A 17096-nucleotide genomic window follows, 5' to 3' on the forward strand; every position below is an offset into this window, starting at 1 on the left:
AAGAAGTCTCCTACTGAGGTTTTCTGAATGTTATCGGAACAGAATAGGCAACAGATATTGGTTTATTACCCCATTTTGCGGGTTTCATTTTAGGAATCGCTCTAATCATTCTAATTGCTTCCTGTTGTAGGTATCTATGCGCACCTGTAACCTCTATTACCTCTACTTTACCTTTTTGATTTACAATAAATTCTACAGTAACCGTTCCTGTTAATCCAAGTGGCACTGCCACCTCAGGGTATTCAAATGTCGCAAAAATATGCTTTCTAAGCTTTTGATCGAAACATTGTGCCGGAGTTTGTCGAGACGCATTAGCACATTTAGGCCAAATTGGCGTAATTCCCTTTTCATTTGCACTTTCCTGAGACAATACAATACCATCTTGCGAAAATGAAAAACTCGAAAGTAATATAGCTAATAATAGTAATAGTCTTTTCATAGGTTAAAATTTTAAATTGGGGTTAAACCGCCACCGCTCCCTTGATATGAGGGTGCGGATCATAGTCTATTAATTTAAAATCATCAAAAACGAAGCCAAAAATATCTTTCACCTCTGGATTGATTATGATTTTAGGCAATTTTCTGGGCTCTCTAGAAAGTTGTAATTCCAATTGTTCCATATGATTGTTATAGATATGAGCATCACCAAAAGTATGTATAAACTCTCCTGCTTCATAACCACAAACCTGTGCCATCATCATAGTAAATAAAGCATAAGATGCTATATTAAAAGGCACGCCTAGAAATATATCTGCGCTACGTTGATATAATTGGCAGGACAATTTACCATCGGCAACATAAAATTGAAAAAAAGCATGACAAGGGGGTAATGCAGCTTTACCATTGGCAACATTATCTGAAAAAGATTTTGACGTATCAGGCATCACACTTGGATTCCAGGCAGAAACCAACATTCGTCTACTATCTGGATTGTGTTTTAGTGTTTCTACAATATCTTTAATCTGATCGATTTCGTCATTATTCCAATTACGCCATTGATGCCCATATACCGGCCCTAAATCTCCATTTTCATCGGCCCATTCATTCCAAATACGAACACCATTTTCTTTCAAATAATTTACATTGGTATCTCCCTTTAGGAACCATAAAAGTTCATAAATAATGGATTTTAAGTGTAGTTTTTTGGTAGTCACCATTGGAAATCCTTCGCTCAGATCAAAACGCATTTGATACCCAAAAACACTTTTTGTTCCTGTTCCAGTTCGATCTTCTTTTGCGTTTCCATTCTCAATTACATGACGCACAAGATCTAAATATTGCTTCATACTCCTCCTACAAGTTTACGTTGATAGTTTGTTTAAAGTTTAATAAGTGCTTTTCAAATATACAAAAAATAGGTTTCTGGATATGGTTTAACCCTAAGATTATAAAATAGTTATCAAAGGGTTGTTAATATTATATTTTTAATAAAATACCTTGGTAATTTTTATCCAATAATCATTCCTGCAATAGTTGCAGACAACAATGAAGCGATTGTGCCACCAATTAAAGCTTTCATTCCAAATTCGGAAAGGGTTTTTCTTTGTCCTGGTGCAAGTGATCCAATCCCTCCTATTTGTATTCCTATTGAGGCAAAATTTGCGAACCCACACAACATATAGGTAGCCATAATTACCGATTTATTATAGGTAAGATGCGTTGCATTTGTTACATTTTTTAAATCCGCTAATTGTATATAGCCAACAAACTCGCTCGCTGCCAGTTTTATCCCCAGGAGTTGACCCATTAAAGCGATGTCTTCTTTGGCGACTCCAATAAGCCACATTAATGGAGCAAAAAGATAGCCCAAAATAAGTTCGAGAGATAAGCTTTGGTATGCTGTGTTTGATGCTATCCAAGCGTTTACAGAAGTGATATCTCCAATCCAGCTTAATATACCATTCAGCATGGCAATAAAGGCTACAAACACTAACAACATAGCGCCAACATTTACAGCCAGTCTTAAGCCTTCAGTTGTTCCATTTGCTATAGCGTCTAAAATATTCGACCCTATTTTTTCTGAAGAAACATGAACATCTGTATTAATTTCTTCTGTTTGCGGAAATAGTATTTTAGAAATTACAATTGCTCCAGGAGCTGCCATTACTGATGCTGCTAATAGGTGTTTTGCAAATTGTAATCGTAAAACGGGGTCGTCACCTCCTAAAAATCCGATATAAGCTGCAAGTACAGCTCCAGCAACAGTGGCCATACCACCGATCATAACCAATAGCATTTCAGACTTATTCATCTTTTCTAAATACGCCTTTATCAATAGAGGTGCTTCGGTTTGGCCTAAAAAGATGTTACCTGCCACACTTAAACTTTCTGCCCCAGATATCTTTAGTGCTTTTGTTAACAACCAAGCCAAGCCTTTTACTACTTTTTGAATAATCCCTAAATAAAATAATAAGGAGGTTAAAGCTGAAAAGAATATAATCGTTGGTAATACTTGAAAAGCAAATATAAAACCAAAGGTGTCCATGTCTACAACCAAACCTTCAAACAGAAATTTACTCCCTGCTCTAGTAAAATCTAAAACACTAACAAATAGACTTCCAACCCATTCAAATATCGTTTGAACAAGCGGCACTTTTAAAACTCCAATGGCAATTATTAACTGAAACCCGACACCTAATCCAACTGTTTTCCAATTAATAGCTTTTCGGTTACTACTGAATAAGTATGCAATCACCAGAAGCACTAACATTCCTAGTAAACCTCGCCATAAACTACTGAAAGAAAATCCCTGATTAGGCACCAATTGATTAACTTCTTGAGTTTCTGGTAAAGAAATTATCTCTTTTTGAGAAACCAAAGAGTAGGTGTTTCTATTTTTTGACAATACCAATGTCGAATCGGTAAGTGTTTTTATTTTGTATTTTATAATTGAATCTTCAGCAATTTCTGGAAATAACAACAAAACATTATTCTGACGTAAATAATCCCCTTTAAGAGTTTTTTTATCTTTTAAAAGGTAAGAAAAAGTACCATCAACAAATTCGAAGTAGTTATTTTTTTTGGTTTCGAAGGACTGTTCTGAAGATTCTTCGGTATGGTCGAAAGTCCATTTTTTCTCAATGGATTGTGCTGTTAAAGTAGTACATACAGATAATGAAAATAGAAAAGTAAATAATACTCTCTTCATAGAAATTGAAATCATTTAAAAATATAATTTAGATTCCCTTAAGAAGTGTGTGAATGCAACTAACAAAACTTATCCGCGTTTAGAAATTTCGTCTCTGATTCTGGCAGCTAGCTCATAATCTTCATTGGCTACAGCTTGATCCAACATCTTATTTAATTCCTCTAGTGACAGATCTTTATAGCTAGTTTCTTTACCAACCATTTCAACATCTTCAGACACTAGCTCATCTACCAACAAGCTTTCGGGATCGTTTTCGTCTTCTTTTTTAGGGTTTACTTTGAGGTAAATACCAGCTTGATCTAGGATATTTTTATAAGTAAATATTGGAGCTTGAAAGCGTAAAGCCAATGCAATTGCATCACTTGTTCTGGCATCAATGATTTCTTCAATTTTATCACGCTCGCAGATGATACTCGAATAAAAAACTCCATCAACAAGCTTGTGAATAATTACTTGTTTGACTAAAATATCAAAACGATCTGCAAAGTTTTTAAAAAGATCATGCGTTAAGGGTCTAGGAGGTTTTATTTCTTTTTCTAAAGCTATTGCTATAGATTGTGCTTCAAAAGCGCCAATTACTATAGGTAGCTTTCTTTCTCCATCCACTTCACTTAAAATTAGTGCGTATGCCCCATTCTGGGTTTGACTGTAAGATATTCCTTTTATGTTCAGTCGAACTAAACTCATATTGCTCTCAATAAAAAAAGGCTGTTTGAACATGCGGACTTTTACCAAAGTTCAAACAGCCCTTAATTGGGCACAATTTATGAAAATTATGCGTTATTCGACTTAAATTCCTTTAATTTTTCGATAAGTTTAGGGACTACTTCAAAGGCGTCTCCTACGATTCCGTAGTCTGCGGCTTTAAAGAAAGGAGCTTCGGGATCATTATTTATAACAACCTTAACCTTACTTGCATTAATTCCAGCAAGGTGCTGAATAGCTCCAGAAACCCCTATTGCGATATACAAATTGGACGCTACAGGTTTTCCTGTTTGCCCTACGTGTTCGCTATGTGGTCTCCAACCCATATCACTTACAGGCTTTGAACAAGCAGTTGCTGCCCCTAGAACATCGGCCAGATCTTCAATCATATTCCAATTTTCGGGCCCTTTAAGGCCGCGTCCCCCAGACACTACAATTTCTGCATCGGCAATAGAAACCTTATCTGTAGCTTTATCAACCGCGGTTACATTTACACCAAAATCTGCATCAGAAAGAGCGGGTTCAAATGCTTCAGCTGTAGCTGCACCTGAATTTTCTTTTAAACCAAATGCATTATTCGACAATCCTACCACTTTAACATCTGTAGAAATTTCTGTAATATTGAATGCTTTGTTTGTAAATGCAGTACGTTTTACTTTAAATGGAGCTGCACTTTCTGGCAAGGCAACAACATTTGAAGCATAACCGGCATCAAGATTTACTGCCAATAAAGGAGCTAAAAATTTACTATCAGCCGAAGAGCTTACCACAACCACCTTGGCTCCTTCTTTTTCTGCAGCTTGTTTTAAGGCATCAGCATACGCTTTTGCATTAAAAGTAGCTAACTTATCATTTTTTACTTCTAAAACTTTATCTACACCATATGTTCCTAATTCACTCGCATCTCCTCCATTTACACTAACAGCAGTTACTGTTGTTCCTAACATATTTGCCACTTCTTTTGCGTAAGAAGCAACTTCAAAAGCAGCTTTTTTAAATTTTCCGCCTTCGCTTTCTGTATATACTAAAACTGACATATTTTTTCTTTTAAATAGCTTTTGCTTCGTTATGTAATAAATCTATAAGTTCTTGAACGTTGTCTGGAGAAACCAGTTTTACATCACCTTTTGGTGCGGGCTTCTCAAATTGAACTGCCTTGGTTTCCTGACCTGCTTCTACAGGCTCGACTACAGTAAGAGGTTTTTTACGTGCCATCATAATTCCTCTCATATTAGGTATACGAAGGTCACTTTCCTCTACTAATCCTTTTTGGCCTCCAACAACAAGTGGTAATTTAGTTGTGGCAGTTTCTTTTCCTCCATCAATTTCTCTTGTAGCAGTTGCCGTATCTCCTTCGATTTCAAGACCAATACAAGTATTAATAAAGTTGGCACCAGTAATTGCAGCTACCATTCCCGGAACCATTCCTCCATTATAATCAATAGATTCTCTACCTCCAATAATTAGGTCATACCCTCCATCCTGAACAACTTTTGCAAGCTGTTTAGCAACATAAAAACCATCGGTAGCCTCTGTATTTACTCTAATTGCGTTATCTGCTCCAATAGCCAGCGCCTTACGTAACGTAGGCTCGGTTTCTGGTCCTCCAACATTTACAACATCTACTGTCGCACCTTGTTTTTCCTTGAACCACATCGCACGAGTTAAACCAAATTCATCGTTAGGGTTAATTACAAATTGTACCCCATTTGTATCAAATTTAGTATCACCATCCGTAAAATTAATTTTGGAAGTTGTGTCTGGCACATGGCTAATACATACTAATATCTTCATTTTATATAGGTATTTTTTGAGAATTTAATAATAATCGCGAAGGTACAAATAAAATGTCGAATTTACTATGCGTGCATAATAAATTTTTTAATTTTCAGGTATTCCAAAAAGTTATTAATTGCTACTTTTGCCTTTCGTATAGCACAAAAATAACATTTATATCAATGAAAACGATACAATTCAGAGAAGCAATTTGCGAAGCAATGAGTGAAGAAATGCGCAGAGATGAATCTGTTTATCTTATGGGTGAAGAGGTTGCAGAGTATAATGGTGCCTATAAAGCTAGTAAAGGTATGCTAGATGAATTTGGACCCGACAGAGTTCTTGATACTCCTATCTCTGAATTAGGTTTTGCCGGAATTGGTGTGGGAAGCGCCATGAATGGAAACCGTCCTATTATTGAGTTTATGACATTCAATTTCTCTCTGGTTGGAATTGATCAAATCATAAATAACGCTGCCAAAATGCGCCAGATGAGTGGAGGTCAGTTTAATATTCCAATAGTTTTTAGAGGACCAACCGCTTCTGCCGGGCAATTAGGTGCTACTCACTCTCAGGCATTTGAAAACTGGTTTGCCAACACACCTGGTTTAAAAGTCGTGGTTCCTTCAAATCCAAAAGATGCCAAGGGTTTACTAAAATCTGCTATACGTGACAACGATCCTGTTATCTTCATGGAAAGTGAGCAAATGTATGGAGACAAAGGAGAAGTTCCTGAAGGAGAATACACCATTCCTCTTGGTGTCGCCGAAATAAAACGAGATGGTTCTGATGTGACAATCGTTTCTTTTGGTAAAATTATAAAAGAAGCGTATAAAGCTGCCGATGAGCTTGCCAAGGAAAATATTTCGTGTGAAATCATCGATCTAAGAACCGTACGTCCTTTGGATCTTGATGCTATTTTCACCTCTGTAAAGAAAACCAATCGTTTAGTAATTCTAGAAGAAGCTTGGCCACTTGCCAATATAGCTTCAGAAATCACATATCAAGTTCAATCCAATATTTTTGATTATCTGGATGCGCCAATCATCAAAATTAATACTGCAGACACGCCTACCCCCTATTCCCCAGTATTATTAGAAGAATGGCTGCCAAATAGTACAGATGTTATAAAAGCTGTAAAAAAAGTGATGTATAAATAAAATGAAAATTTTCATTTTACGTTTCATCAATTTTACACCCATGTAGATATTGTATTAAAAATGGCCCAAAAATTGATGCAATCCACTTGTCATTATCAACAAGTATTAACATTTAATATCTTTAGATGAGAAAACTGATTTTAGGGGGGATTTTATCCGTATTTAGTTGTGCATTTCTTTTCGCACAAACTAAAGTTGGTGGTCAGGTTTACGATAGTTATAATCAACCTATACCATTTGCCAATGTAGTTTTTGTAAATTCTACTGTTGGAACAATTACCGATGAAAATGGTAGATTCTATATGGAGTCCGACGAAAACTACTCTAATATCAAAATTTCTTTTATCGGTTTCAAGACCAAAAATATAGAGCTCGCAAAGCGTGTTACCTATAATATGGAGATCATCCTTGAAGAAGAAGCTGCTGCACTTGATGAGGTAGTCATCTACAAAGGAAAAACTTCCAAAAAAAATAATCCTGCTATTGATATTTTAAGAAAGATATGGAAAAACAGGAGAGCCAATGGCGTTAAAAAGTTTAAACAATATCAATACAACAAGTACGAAAAACTAGAGTTCGACCTTAATACCATTGATAGCGCATTAATCAATAGTCGTATTTTTAATGGTATGGAATTCATTTTTGATGATGTCGACACATCTAGAATTACTGGTAAAACATACCTTCCTATTTTCCTTAATGAAGCTATTTCAAAAGTGTATGGTGATAACACATCAAATGACTTCAAAGAAGTTTTAACAGGTAATAAAAATGCAGGTTTTAGTGACAATCAAACCTTAATCGCTTTTGTCAAAGACCTCTATTCTGATTATGATGTGTATGATAATTACTTAAAGTTTTTTGACAAAAGTTTTACAAGCCCCTTATCAAGAACAGGTATCGATGTTTACAACTATGTACTTACAGACAGCGCATACATCGACAACAAATGGTGCTATAATATTATCTATTACCCTAGACGAAAGAATGAACTTACTTTTCAAGGAGATTTTTGGGTAAATGATACTACTTGGGCAATTAAAGATATTAATCTTGAAGTTACCAAAAGTGCAAACATCAACTGGGTAAAAGATTTATATATCGAGCAAGAGTTTGATGTCCTAAATGACTCCATATTTCTGATTACAAAAGATTACTTTCAATCCGATTTTGCTTTCAGTAAAAAAGAAAAATCCAGAGGGGTATATGGCAAAAGAACTACCCTTTATGACAATTACAAGTTTGATATTAAAAAAGATAAAAAATTCTATCAAAGCCAGGTAGACCCATATGACCAAGATATATATAATCGTGAAGATTCTTTTTGGGAAAATGCCCGGATGGAAGAACTTAATAAAGATGAAAAGAAAGTATACAAACTTTTGGATACATTAAGAACCGTTAAAGCGTTCAAAAGATTATATAATATTGGTACCATTTTGGCAACAGGATATATAGAATTTGACGGTTTTGACTTTGGGCCATTATTTTCTACAGTAGGGTTTAATGATATTGAAGGATGGAGACTGCGAGCCGGAGGTCGAACTTACTTTACCGCCAATGACAGATGGAGGATTGAAGGGTACGGAGCTTATGGATTTAAAGATAATAAATTTAAATACGGTATATCCGGAAAGTATTTGGTAGATCGAAAATCCAGACTTATTGTTACTGCCGGAAATCGCAGAGATGTTGAGCAACTTGGAGCCAGTTTAACTAACACCAATGACGTGGAAGGAAGAAGTCTTGCGTCATCTTCGATCATTGCGACAGGGGACAATGATAGATTAACCTCGATTAATCTTTCCGCATTTTCAATGCAACTGGAACCCAAAAAGAATCTAACTGTGGGCATTACTGGATCTTTTCGCACCTTAAAACCTGCAGATCGATCTTTATTTAGTCTTGATTTTGTAAATCCGGAAACCAATGAATTAGAATCTCAAATCAAGCAAACAGAAATAGCTACTTCCATTGCTTACTTTCCAGGTAGAAAAACAACCGGATACGGAGTCGATAGAGTAACGGTAAATGACGGCGATTTTGCTACAATATTTCTTAATTATAGTGTAGGTTTAAAAGATCTTATAGAAAGTGATTTCGAGTACCAAAAAGTTCAATTCCTATATCAACAACCCTGGAATATTGGAGGTTTTGGAAGATTAAATAGTACTCTTGAAGTTGGTAAAACTTTTGGAGATGTGCCTCTAGGTTTGTTAAGTGTGATTCCAGGTAACCAAACTTACCTATCCATTTATAATACATTCCCATTACTTAACTTCTACGAATTTGTAACCGACACCTATGCAACACTGCATCTTGAGCATAATTTTAACGGAAGAATATTTTCACGAATCCCTTTCCTACGAAAACTAAATCTTCGAGAATTAGTAGGCATACGAGGTGCATGGGGACAACTATCTGAAGAGAACCTTCTATTAAGTGCTCCTTCAAATGAAATTTTGATAGCTCCAGAAGATGAAATCTATTGGGAATATAGCCTGGGCGTTGGAAATATTTTTAAAATTTTCAGGATTGATTTCCATTTCAGAGGAAATTATTTTGATAATCCAGATGCCCGAAAATTTGGAGTTACTGGGTCTTTTGGTTTCTATTTCTAAAAGAAACGGAGACTTTTCTCATTATTTTTACATTAAGTTTTAGTGTTTTTAATGTTATTGAAAACGTTATAGTTTAGTATCGAAATAGAAATTACTCAAAAAAGCAATAATTTCTTTGTATAAATTTTAACTAACTCCTTGTAATACCTATCTTTGCCGCCCATTAAAAAAGAAAACAAAAATTATGAGCGCAGCGAATAGTGAGAGCTTTGATGTACTTATCGAAATCCCAAAGGGGAGTCGTAATAAATATGAATACGATTTTGATATAAAAAAAATAAGATATGATCGCATGATATTTTCTTCAATGATGTATCCTGCTGATTACGGATTCATTCCTGAAACTATGGCATTAGATGGAGACCCACTTGATGTTTTGGTATTGGTTACCGAACCTACATTTCCAGGGTGCGTGATCGAAGTAAAACCAATAGGAGTATTTCATATGGCTGATGAGAAAGGACCTGACGAAAAGATTATATGTGTCCCTGTAGCCGATCCTATTGCAAATAGATTAGCAGATTTAAAAGAAATGAACCCTCATCTCATTAAAGAAATAGAACATTTTTTCCAGGTATATAAGGATTTAGAAGAAAAGAAAGTCGATGTTGGCGGATGGGGAAATATAGATGAAGCCAAAGAGATTATCAAAGCATGCGTAAAGCGTTTTGAAGATATTAAAGACAAACCCGCCGGATTATTTAGTATCCACTAATTTTTAATCCAAAAACTGTTAAAAAGCGCAATATTTATAACAAAATATTGTGCTTTTTCTATTTAGGGTATTTTTACTACTTTTAGCGACTAATTAACTTAAAATATATTTAATGGAATCAAATATGATCTTTGTGCCAATTGCATTGGCAATTTTGGGGTTACTTTTCATGTTTATCAAAATGGCTTGGGTAAAAAAGCAAGCTCCTGGTAATGAAAGAATGCAAGAAATTTCTAAAAGTATTAAAGAAGGTGCTTTGGCATTTCTAGCTGCAGAATATAGGCTATTGGTAATTTTTGTAGTTATTGCTTCGGCAGCTCTTTTTGGCATTTCATTATTGGTCCCTACGACAAGTTGGATGATTGTACCGGCTTTTGTTTTTGGAGCCATCTTTTCTGCTCTTGCCGGTAATATAGGTATGCGTATCGCCACTGAAGCTAACGCAAGAACTGCAGAAGCGGCAAAAACAAGTCTTCCACAGGCATTAAAAGTATCTTTTGGCGGTGGAACAGTAATGGGGCTTGGCGTTGCAGGACTTGCAGTACTAGGACTTAGCTTGTTCTTTATGTTCTTTACCAGTCAATTTATGGGTGCAGAAGGATCTTTTTATAATAATATGACTATTGTACTAGAAGCTCTGGCCGGTTTCTCTTTGGGAGCAGAATCTATTGCTCTTTTTGCTCGTGTTGGGGGTGGTATCTATACAAAAGCTGCCGATGTTGGAGCCGATCTTGTTGGTAAAGTTGAAGCGGGGATCCCAGAGGACGATCCACGTAATCCAGCAACCATTGCCGATAATGTAGGAGATAACGTAGGAGATGTTGCAGGAATGGGAGCAGATTTATTTGGCTCTTACGTAGCAACAGTACTGGCCGCTATGGTATTAGGAAACTATGTGATTAGAGATATGTCGCAAACCACTCAGTTTACTGATGCTTTTGGTAATATGGGCCCTATCCTACTGCCAGTTGTTATCGCCGGTGTAGGTATATTAGCTTCAATCATTGGAACTTTTCTAGTAAGCGTGAAGAATAATGAGGCCAAAGAAGCACAAGTACAAAAAGCATTAGATCTTGGTAACTGGGTTGCTATTATATTAACCGTTATAGCTAGTTATTTCCTGATTCAATATATGTTACCTGAAACATTGCAAATGAATTTTTTCGGTGAAGGGTTTAAATCAGTTTCTTCAATGAATGTATTTTATTCTACACTAATTGGCTTGGCCGTGGGTGCGCTAATTTCTGTTGTAACTGCATATTACACCAGTTTAGGCAAAAAACCAGTCTTAGATATCGTTCAAAACAGCTCGACAGGAGCAGCTACCAATATTATTGCCGGTCTCGCAGTTGGAATGAAATCTACGTTTTTATCGGTAATCCTTTTTGCTGCTGCAATTTATGGATCCTATGAACTTGCCGGGTTCTATGGTGTGGCATTAGCAGCTTCGGCAATGATGGCTACCACAGCAATGCAATTGGCTATTGACGCCTTTGGACCTATCGCAGACAATGCGGGTGGAGTTGCTGAAATGAGTGAATTAGAAGACCATGTGCGCGAGCGAACAGATATTCTGGATTCTGTTGGAAATACAACAGCTGCTGTAGGAAAAGGCTTTGCTATTGCTTCTGCGGCATTAACTGCATTAGCCTTATTTGCGGCATATGTTACATTTACAGGAATTGATGGTATTAATATCTTTAAAGCCGATGTACTAGCCATGCTTTTTGTTGGAGGGATGATTCCAGTGATCTTCTCTGCCTTAGCCATGAAATCTGTAGGTAAAGCAGCAATGGAAATGGTACAAGAAGTACGCCGCCAGTTTAAAGAAATACCAGGTATTATGGAAGGCACTGGTACTCCAGAATATGCAAAATGTGTTGATATTTCAACAAAAGCAGCATTAAAAGAGATGATATTACCTGGATTAATTACTATTATTACTCCAATTATCATTGGACTACTTTTTGGAGCAGAACCATTAGGAGGTTATATGGCAGGTGTTTGTGTATCCGGTGTTATGTGGGCTATTTTCCAAAATAATGCTGGAGGTGCCTGGGATAACGCCAAAAAATCTTTTGAAGCTGGAGTTGAAATCAATGGAGAAATGACGTACAAAGGCTCTGACGCCCACAAAGCTGCAGTAACTGGTGATACGGTTGGTGATCCTTTTAAAGACACTTCTGGTCCATCTATGAATATTTTAATCAAACTAACGTGCCTTGTTGGTTTAGTGATCGCTCCGATTTTAGGAGGGCATACTGAAGGAACTGCTGTCGCAAGTCACAATGTCGAGGTTATTGACGCATTGGAAAGCAATGCTAAAAAGAAGGTTAAAGTAGCTTTCAAAATGGATGGAGACTTAGCAGTTGCAACGGTTACTTATGAGACTACAAAAGATGGAAAAATAATTCAAGAAGTACAAGAATTTAAAGGATCTCTTGAAGAAGTAGAGGCTGAAGTTAAAAAAATAAAGGTCTCACTTAAATAAAAAAGTCAAAAATAACATACAACAACCTCGCTCTTTTGGGCGAGGTTGTTTATTTTTATGTCAAAATCTACTTTTCTAATCTATGTTCAGAAAAAAAGCTTTGCGCATAAATACTTACCTTGGCTATGGAACAAATACCCTTTTCCGAGCAACCGGTAGAGCTTTAGAAGATGAAAATGTAGATTTTAGTCACAATCAGGGAACATTAAAAACCTTACGGAATATATACCGGCAATTTGAGAGTGATGAAGTAAGGAATGTTTCATTAACATTAAAGCTTCCAAACAACCAAACTATTGAAGCTTCAACCGATCATGAAGGATATTATCATCTGGAACTTGAAATTGTTTCACTATCCCAATATTTGAATAAAACCGGATGGGTAACCTATAGCGTTTCATATAAAGAAGAAGAAACCAAAAAAGAAATAAGCAATCTCAACACCTTTGCCAGCGAAATGCTGATCCCCTCTAAAGAAGCTGAATATGGAGTGATTAGTGATATAGATGATACTATATTACATACCGGTGTTGCCTCATTCTTTAAATGGAGAGTTATTGTAAATACTATATTTAAAAATTTTGATAAACGTAAGGCAATTGACGGTACTGTAAAATTTTACAAGAGATTACAGTTAGGTAAAAAAAACAATCCGAAGAATCCTTTTTTTTATGTGAGTAATAGTCCCTGGAATTTATATGACTACCTAAATGCTTTTTTTAAGAAGAACAACTTCCCTAAAGGCCCCATTTTATTAAGGGACTTCAGAACTCCTTTTGACAAAACGCCCAAACCGAAAATGCCACATAAACTATCCGAAATTTTAAATCTTCTGAAAATGTATCCAGAAATGAAGTTTATTTTGATCGGTGACAGTGGAGAAAAGGACGCAGATATATACACCAAAATAGCTCAGGATTTTCCAGGCCGTATTTTGGCAATTTATTTAAGAAATGTAAACCATAGACGCAAAGAAAAACGAATCAAAAAGATAATTCAATCCTTTGATGCTTCACCGATTTTACTTGTTCACAGTGCCGAAGAAGCTATGGAACACGCTACAAAGCTAGGACTTATTAATTAGCTCTTCATACTTCTAACCTCTGAAGTAAGCGCTAACATTGCCTCTTGCAATTGCTTAATACTCGCCGAATCAGAATTCGCATCAATATTAAAGCTCAATTTGCTATTTACTTCCCATAATTCAACAATTTGATGTGTTTGCACGTTATAGGGTAGATATTCGGGGTTCAAAGAAATTAACGTAATAACAGAAGCATCTTCATTCTTTCTAATTTTTTTTACCACTACGCTATCTTCCAAAACGACAACACAAATTGCATTGTTTCCAATTTCAGAGAGGTTATTAATTGCCTTGCCAATGACCCACTCTTTCGGTTCTAAAACCGGCATCATACTATCCCCTTCTACCTGAAAACCACGATAGGTTGCATTGCGGTACTCTGGTAAAGGAATATCAAATGCAGGCAGCTGTTGGTACCAATCCAAATCTTGTACATTGTGAGGATACCCTGCAGCTGCTTTTACATTCACCAAAACAATATTTTCATTGTTTTGCGAATCTACAGTTACAACTTTTGGCGACACATCCCCTTGATGCAATTGGATCTTCTTTTGATTACTCTCGCCAAAGAGCCACAAAGGGTTAATATTAAATTCTTGTAATAGTCTGGCAACGACTTTCCCCGAAATTTTGGTCTTCCCTCTTTCGATATCTGCTGTTGAATTTTTAATCTGCAAGATTCCAGCAAAATCAGATTGGGTATAATGGTTCTCTTCGCGAATTTGTTTAAATCGCTTAATGGTTTGGTCAGTCAAATTATCCATAAAGTCAGGATTTTAATTATTATCTCAGATACACACCTCTAGGATTTGGGATAATTACTAACAAAGATAAAAGATTTTGGAATAATTCCAATTTTAACATAAATATATTTTAATATTTATGGAAAAATTCCATAAATTTGGAAAAATTACAACTAAATCAGCCAGCTATGTCAACACAAATTATCCCATTACATCAAAAACTACCCGAAAAAGTTATTCGTCATTCTTTAAACAACACCATTAAGGCTATAGATATCCTACAGGACAAATTATTGGAAAAAGGATATCATTTCCTAAAAAACCAACAAATTGGTCGTTACCATTTTGACTTTTATTGTCCAGAATTAAAGATCGCAATCGAAATTGATGGATATGCGCATGAGTTTCAAGATATTCACAATCAGGACGCTTCCAAAAAGTTATTTATTGCTTCACTGGGAGTAACGGTATTAAGATTTACCGATTATCAGGTATTGGTCGATATCGACGAAATTTTTAGAGCTATCAAAAATCAGGTGCAGGCCACAACTTCAAATTCTTATGTCGTTTGATCGTGTAAGAGAAAAGCTTTCTATCCTGGCCGACGCCGCAAAGTATGATGTATCTTGCGCCAGTAGTGGCGGCAAACGCTCTAATAGCAATAAAGGTTTGGGCAATAATACAGGTATGGGAATTTGCCATAGTTATACCGAAGATGGTCGCTGTGTATCCCTGTTAAAAATTCTACTTACCAATCATTGTATTTTTGATTGCGCATATTGTGTAACGAGAAAAAGTAATGATATTAAAAGAGCAGCTTTTAAAATTCAAGAAGTTGTAGACCTTACCATAAATTTTTATCGAAGAAACTACATTGAGGGGTTATTCTTAAGTTCTGGCATCTTCAAAAATGCAGATTATACTATGGAACGACTCATACAGGTCGCCAAAAAACTTCGATTAGAAGAAAATTTTAATGGATACATTCATTTAAAATCAATACCTGGTGCAAGTGATGACCTTATGTATGAAGCCGGGTTATATGCAGATCGCTTAAGTGTAAACATTGAGATTCCAACAATATCCGGTTTGAAACTTCTGGCTCCAGACAAAAAGCATGACGATTTCATTAAACCAATGGAAAAAGTAAAAAATGAAATCATTCAATACAAAGTAGAACGCAAAATCATTAAAAGTACTCCAAGATTCGCTCCCGCGGGGCAAAGTACACAAATGATTATTGGTGCAACCGGAGAAAGTGACCGTGATATCATGTATTCGGCTACATATTATTATAAAAAATTTAATATGCGCCGAGTGTATTACTCTGGATACGTACCTGTACTTGCCGATGATCGTCTTCCTTCATTAGGTACCGCCGTACCAATGCTAAGGGAAAACAGATTGTATCAGACTGATTGGTTACTTAGGTTTTATGGTTTTTCGATAAACGAACTGCTAAATGACTCTTATAAAAATCTAGAGTTGGATATTGATCCAAAATTGGGTTGGGCATTACGTAACTTGCACTTATTTCCTGTAGATATTAATAAAGCAGAAAAACGAATGTTGGCCCGCATACCAGGAATTGGTATGCAATCTGTATACAAAATTATGCATGCCAGAAAATTTAGAAATCTGGATTGGTCACATCTTAAAGCAATTGGTATAGCCCTAAATAAAGCACAATACTTCATTATTTGCAATTCTAAAGACTTTTATAATAAGGACCTTTCTCCCGTAGCGCTCAAAAATAAAATAGTGAAAAACTCTAATAGTAAATACAGAACGTATTTTAATCAACAATTAAGTTTATTTTCTTAAAATTCCCTTCAATGAATCCGCAAACTATACTTCTTTATGATGGCACTTTTGATGGGTTTTTATGTAGTGTTTTTATGGCCTATGAACAAAAAATATCCGCTCCAATAATTAGAAAAAAAACACAAACCAACAATCAGCTTTTTACAATAAGCGAACAAGTTGTTACCCAAAAGGACAAAGCTGAAAGAGTATGGAATGGCTTTAAGAAAAAAACGAATTTAAGTGAACAAAGAGATTTTTTCAAAGCTTTTTTAAGTGAAATCAAAGGTGTTGAAAATACTTTGTTAAGTTATATGAGAAGTACTTTTACCAAAGAGACCAATAATAATATTGATTTTAGTAATAAGGATATTCTGAAAATAAGTCAGGTGGCACGTATGGTGGGCCGAGAAAAACATAGAATGGAGGCCTTTGTACGTTTTCAACTTATCAAAGATGGATTGTACGTGGCTACAGTTTCACCCGACTTTAATGTCTTGCCTTTAATAACACATCACTTTAAGGATCGCTATGCCGATCAAAAATGGTTGATTTTTGACACTGCCAGAAAATACGGCATTTACTACGACTTACATTCTGTAGAAATAGTAACATTCGAAAATTTAAAAGGAATTGACATCAATACAATTAAAAACCACTACGCCAACCAAGAAGTTGATTCTCAAAAGTTATGGAGTACCTATTACGAAAATGTAAACATAAAATCACGAAAAAACACAAAATTACATCATCAACATCTTCCTAAACGATATTGGAAATATCTTATCGAGAAAAACACTACTTAATCAGGGAAGTATTGGTATCAGAATAGCATTTAATCGTTAAAATA

At 35.7% G+C, this 17096-nt stretch carries 15 protein-coding genes; 8 read left to right on the top strand and 7 right to left on the bottom strand.

Annotated elements, in window-relative coordinates; all coding sequences use genetic code 11:
• Nucleotides 1-10: 10 nt before the first annotated feature.
• From U6A24_RS01000 to U6A24_RS01025, 6 genes are all read right to left on the bottom strand, one after another.
• A complete protein-coding gene (locus U6A24_RS01000; protein WP_324178067.1) occupies nt 11-439 on the bottom strand; it encodes an energy transducer TonB in 429 nt (142 codons plus the stop codon).
• A 22-nt stretch (nt 440-461) separates the two neighbouring features.
• Nucleotides 462-1286 (bottom strand): thymidylate synthase, encoded by an 825-nt coding sequence (locus tag U6A24_RS01005; RefSeq protein WP_324178068.1) that lies wholly within the window; start codon nt 1284-1286, stop codon nt 462-464.
• 161 nt (nt 1287-1447) lie between these two features.
• Complete coding sequence (locus U6A24_RS01010) at nt 1448-3148, bottom strand: NupC/NupG family nucleoside CNT transporter (RefSeq protein ID WP_324178069.1); 1701 nt, start codon at nt 3146-3148, stop codon at nt 1448-1450.
• Between the two features lie 69 nt (nt 3149-3217).
• Nucleotides 3218-3835, bottom strand: a complete 618-nt coding sequence (locus U6A24_RS01015; RefSeq protein ID WP_324178070.1) for a bifunctional nuclease family protein — start codon at nt 3833-3835, stop codon at nt 3218-3220.
• An 86-nt stretch (nt 3836-3921) separates the two neighbouring features.
• Nucleotides 3922-4890 carry an electron transfer flavoprotein subunit alpha/FixB family protein gene (locus U6A24_RS01020; RefSeq protein WP_324178071.1) on the bottom strand — a complete coding sequence of 323 codons (969 nt, stop codon included), beginning with the start codon at nt 4888-4890 and terminating at the stop codon, nt 3922-3924.
• A gap of 10 nt (nt 4891-4900) precedes the next feature.
• Nucleotides 4901-5647 (bottom strand): electron transfer flavoprotein subunit beta/FixA family protein, encoded by a 747-nt coding sequence (locus U6A24_RS01025; RefSeq protein ID WP_324178072.1) that lies wholly within the window; start codon nt 5645-5647, stop codon nt 4901-4903.
• A gap of 164 nt (nt 5648-5811) precedes the next feature.
• Here U6A24_RS01025 and U6A24_RS01030 point away from each other — a divergent pair, with 164 nt between their 5' ends.
• From U6A24_RS01030 to U6A24_RS01050, 5 genes are all read left to right on the top strand, one after another.
• On the top strand, nt 5812-6789 hold the full coding sequence (locus tag U6A24_RS01030) for a pyruvate dehydrogenase complex E1 component subunit beta (protein ID WP_324178073.1): 978 nt from the start codon (nt 5812-5814) through the stop codon (nt 6787-6789).
• Nucleotides 6790-6914: 125 nt separating this feature from the next.
• Nucleotides 6915-9410, top strand: coding sequence for a DUF5686 and carboxypeptidase-like regulatory domain-containing protein (locus U6A24_RS01035; protein ID WP_324178074.1), 2496 nt, complete (start codon nt 6915-6917; stop codon nt 9408-9410).
• 184 nt (nt 9411-9594) lie between these two features.
• Nucleotides 9595-10125 carry an inorganic diphosphatase gene (locus U6A24_RS01040; protein ID WP_324178075.1) on the top strand — a complete coding sequence of 177 codons (531 nt, stop codon included), beginning with the start codon at nt 9595-9597 and terminating at the stop codon, nt 10123-10125.
• A 112-nt stretch (nt 10126-10237) separates the two neighbouring features.
• Nucleotides 10238-12616: a sodium-translocating pyrophosphatase gene (locus tag U6A24_RS01045; protein WP_324178076.1), complete on the top strand. Its 2379-nt coding sequence runs from the start codon at nt 10238-10240 to the stop codon at nt 12614-12616.
• Nucleotides 12617-12698: 82 nt separating this feature from the next.
• Nucleotides 12699-13700 carry an App1 family protein gene (locus tag U6A24_RS01050; protein WP_324178077.1) on the top strand — a complete coding sequence of 334 codons (1002 nt, stop codon included), beginning with the start codon at nt 12699-12701 and terminating at the stop codon, nt 13698-13700.
• On the opposite strand, the gene U6A24_RS01055 is transcribed toward U6A24_RS01050, so the two are convergent.
• The gene (locus tag U6A24_RS01055; RefSeq protein WP_324178078.1) at nt 13697-14464 is read right to left on the bottom strand and encodes an XRE family transcriptional regulator; all 768 of its coding nucleotides are present in this window, start codon (nt 14462-14464) and stop codon (nt 13697-13699) included. The genes U6A24_RS01050 and U6A24_RS01055 overlap by 4 nt on opposite strands.
• Nucleotides 14465-14631: 167 nt before the next feature.
• On the opposite strand from U6A24_RS01055, the gene U6A24_RS01060 reads away from it, so the two are divergent.
• From U6A24_RS01060 to U6A24_RS01070, 3 genes are read left to right on the top strand one after another with little or no spacing between them, the layout of a single operon-like run.
• Nucleotides 14632-15015: an endonuclease domain-containing protein gene (locus U6A24_RS01060; RefSeq protein WP_324178079.1), complete on the top strand. Its 384-nt coding sequence runs from the start codon at nt 14632-14634 to the stop codon at nt 15013-15015.
• Nucleotides 15005-16267: a putative DNA modification/repair radical SAM protein gene (locus U6A24_RS01065; RefSeq protein ID WP_324178080.1), complete on the top strand. Its 1263-nt coding sequence runs from the start codon at nt 15005-15007 to the stop codon at nt 16265-16267. The genes U6A24_RS01060 and U6A24_RS01065 overlap by 11 nt, the downstream gene beginning before the upstream one ends.
• Nucleotides 16268-16278: 11 nt before the next feature.
• Nucleotides 16279-17052 carry a TIGR03915 family putative DNA repair protein gene (locus U6A24_RS01070; RefSeq protein ID WP_324178081.1) on the top strand — a complete coding sequence of 258 codons (774 nt, stop codon included), beginning with the start codon at nt 16279-16281 and terminating at the stop codon, nt 17050-17052.
• Nucleotides 17053-17096 lie beyond the last annotated feature (44 nt).

This window comes from Aquimarina gracilis (assembly GCF_035285365.1).
In the GTDB taxonomy this organism is placed as follows: domain Bacteria; phylum Bacteroidota; class Bacteroidia; order Flavobacteriales; family Flavobacteriaceae; genus Aquimarina; species Aquimarina gracilis.